The 3,393-nt window shown below is 45.5% G+C and carries 2 protein-coding genes; both read left to right on the top strand.

Going from position 1 to position 3,393, the window contains the following annotated elements; translation table 11 throughout:
* The coding region (locus tag Q8M62_RS11280) for an OmpA family protein (RefSeq protein WP_305668142.1) at positions 1 to 1,327 on the top strand (1,327 nt) is incomplete at its 5' end.
* Between the two features lie 411 nt (positions 1,328 to 1,738).
* On the top strand, positions 1,739 to 3,393 hold a 1,655-nt coding region (locus Q8M62_RS11275), incomplete at its 3' end, for a DUF11 domain-containing protein (RefSeq protein WP_305668141.1).

The raw sequence follows: 3,393 nt of genomic DNA, 5'->3' as shown, positions 1-3,393 counted from the left end.
ATCCACAGGCCACAAAGGGCTGGGAGGGATGGACATTTTTGAGGCGAATTATACGCCCACAGCGATCAGCGGAGTCCGAAACATGGGCACGCCGGTAAACTCGCTGGGAGATGATTTTGCCTACAGAGAAGGAAAAGACAGGACGGTTTACCTTTCCTCCAACCGGAAAGGCGGGCAGGGACTGGATGATATTTACATGGCCAAGGAGATGTACAAGCAGTTTTTGGCCAGAGTATTGGACTGCAACGGGGCGATCATTACCGAGAGCTACCTGGCGACCTTCCGGGATAAGACCCAGGGCGTGATTGTTGCCACTGCCAGAAATGGCAAAGGCGAGTTGACGGCCCAGCTGGAGCCGGAGAGTGACTTTGGGATTACGATCACCAAGCCGGGCTACTTCCCGCTGAGCGACGAGAGCATTACGAGCAAAGGGTTTGCGGGAGACACGGTGAAACGGGAGTACAGGCTGATGCCGATTCCGTATCAGTTACCGGTGCATGTGGACATTGTGTACTATGATCTGGACAAGTTTGCGATCCGCAGGGATGCGATTCCGGCATTGGACAAGCTGGCCGAGCTGATGAAGAAGTACAGCTTCCTGGATCTGTTGGTGGCCTCGCATACCGACTCCAGAGCGAGTGACGAATACAACATTACCTTGTCCAACAACCGGGCAAAGGCGGTGACCGAATACTTGGGAGGCAAAGGAATTAACTCAGACCGGGTGAGACTGGAATGGTTTGGCGAGAGCCAGTTGGTCAACGACTGCGGGAACGGCAAGCCTTGCGCAGAGACGAACCATCAGCTGAACAGAAGATCGGAGTTGGTGCTGGAAGCCTTCCCGGACCCGACCAAACAGTACGATATTCCACAGGAACTGAAGGATATGGACTTCTGCGAGCCGGAAGACATTTTTGAGAAGATTCAGGAGGAGATCAACGACATTCCGACGATCTACTTTGACTTTGACAAGGCGATGCTGAGAAGTGTGCACAAGCAGGAGCTGGAGCGCACGGCGGTGATGCTGAAGCGGATGCCGAATCTGATGCTGTACATCGAGGGTCACACCGACCAGCGGGGGAATGAGGAGTACAACAAGAAGCTGTCCGAGCGCAGAGCCCAGGCGGTGAAGGAATACCTGAAGAACAGGGGGATCGAGGACAACCGGCTGGAGTCTCAGTGGTTTGGCAAGACCCGTCCGATCCATGACTGCAACACGGTGACCTGCACCCCGGCGATGCACCAGCTCAACAGAAGGACAGAACTTCGGGTAGGCAAAACTTCCTACGGCTACACGGGCAGACAGAAAAAAGTGGACACGATGTAAGCAAGCAGACCGGGTATCCTGCCCGAAAAAGCACATCAACCAAAAAGGCCTCTGGGATATCCTCAGAGGCTTTTTTTTTCTTTTTCTGAGAATTGGGCTGTAATTAATTTGCTTTTAAAAATGTATTTCAAACAAAAAAAAATGTATTACAAATAAAATATTTGAAATAATTCTTGTTTGTGAAAAACAAAAAAATGTATTTTTATGACAAAAATTTATCTACAACACGTATCACTTGATTCTGATCGAAAAATCCGACACTTTTTGATCGGATATAAAGGTTGAAAAGTGGAAGGCGAATCTTAGTAAAGCAAAATTAAAGACTGCTAAAATCAAGTAGAAGCCTAGGAAAAGTTAAAAAATCAGTACCTGTGAAATGTTTACGAACTCGAAATTTTAAATTTTAATAAAATGGACAACATATTCAATTCTAAGACCAACCAACAAATATCTTCCTGTGAATTTTTTGAAGAGTCCAAAAAGAGTAGTGGAATTAGGAAATTTTTGCACAGGAGTTTGCTCTTTTTCATCTTCCTTGTTTTTCCGTTATTTGGCTACACCCAAAATTCTTCGGAACAGTTGCCTGCCGGTACGCTGGTTATTCCGATGGACAATCTTCTCCAGAACGGGACTGCGACCAATAGTAGTTCTTTCAATATTCGGGCTTATGGTCTTGCGGTTCGTTTATTGCACGCCGAAATTCCCTTGGTCTGGATCATAAATGATGCAAAAATTAAAGATGGTATCGACTTTAGTGCTTCTGCCCGTTTACGTTTTCCAACTACTGGTGCCTATGCCAATAGAGATTTTAGGTCTGGTCCTATTGCAATTTTTCCAGGATTTGAAGCGCAGGCCCAAGTTGTTATTGATGCGTTTAATTCACTCACTGGAACTCGAGTTAATGTTTTCGAACTCCAGTCCGCTACCACGGTAAAAGTGGCACAAACACTTCTGCACAAACCAAAAATTGCTTTGTTAAATGATGGAAGTGAAACGAATATTCATGAAGATATTTATAAGGCCGCTGGACTTTTAATTAATACGCATTATCAATTAACGACTGCAGACAACCTGTCTGGGAGTTCTTGTTTTACTGTTGCCACTGAACCTCATTCTGAATTTAATGATGCAAGCAAGGTTACGAAGGTTAGGAATTTCGTGTTGGATGGTGGGAATTTTTTAGCTCAATGCGCTGGTGTTCGTTCCTATCAGGGATTTGTTACTGGAAGAATTTTTGCAACCAATGGATTTGTAGATCACACTAGATTTAGAGATTTTGTTTATGATAATCATTTTGAGCCTTTTGCTCAATTTCACGGGATTTTGCGCAACCAAGGAGGTTCACTTCAGGATATGGGCTTTACTGCCGATCCTGCTGGTGGTACGCGGATTATTTTTTCACAAGATAAACCTAATCAATATAGATCATATGTTTCAAGGGCCAGTGGTGTTACCTCTTCAAAGGGAGGATTTATTCATTTTCTTGGTGGCCACGAGTTTAAAGGTACAAGTATAGAAGTAGTCAATGGACAGCGGATGTTATTAAATGCTGTTTTAAGATCGGCAGAGCGACCTCCCGTGTGTAATTTGGTTCTCCCAGAGCCTTCCATTGAGATTGTAAAGACTGCTAGTAAAGAAGTTTACAATCTGAATGATGTGATCACATACACTTTTACAGTAAAAAATACAGGGAATGTGGCACTAAACAATGTGACAGTTACCGACCCTTTATCAGGATTGTCCGCTATATCTCCCTCTAGTGTGGCCAGCCTTGCTGCAGGAGCTTCCACCACTTTTACAGCAACTTACACCATTAAACTGGCAGATATTAACACTGGCAGCGTGACTAATACGGCATCAGTAACAGGGAAACCTCAGGTAGGACCTGCGGTAACAGCTACAGCGACTAAGACGATCACAGCGGATCAGACACCTGCCTTGACGATTGAAAAGTCGATCACCTCAGGAGGCACGTACGATGCAGTAGGCGATGTGGTAGCGTACAGCTACCTGATCACCAACTCAGGCAATGTGACCTTGGCAGGACCGTTCACGGTGAGTGACGA

Source organism: Algoriphagus sp. (genome assembly GCF_030694375.1).
In the GTDB taxonomy this organism is placed as follows: domain Bacteria; phylum Bacteroidota; class Bacteroidia; order Cytophagales; family Cyclobacteriaceae; genus Algoriphagus.
Note: the sequence above shows the minus strand (reverse complement) of the source record. Positions and strands in the feature narration are given on the sequence as shown.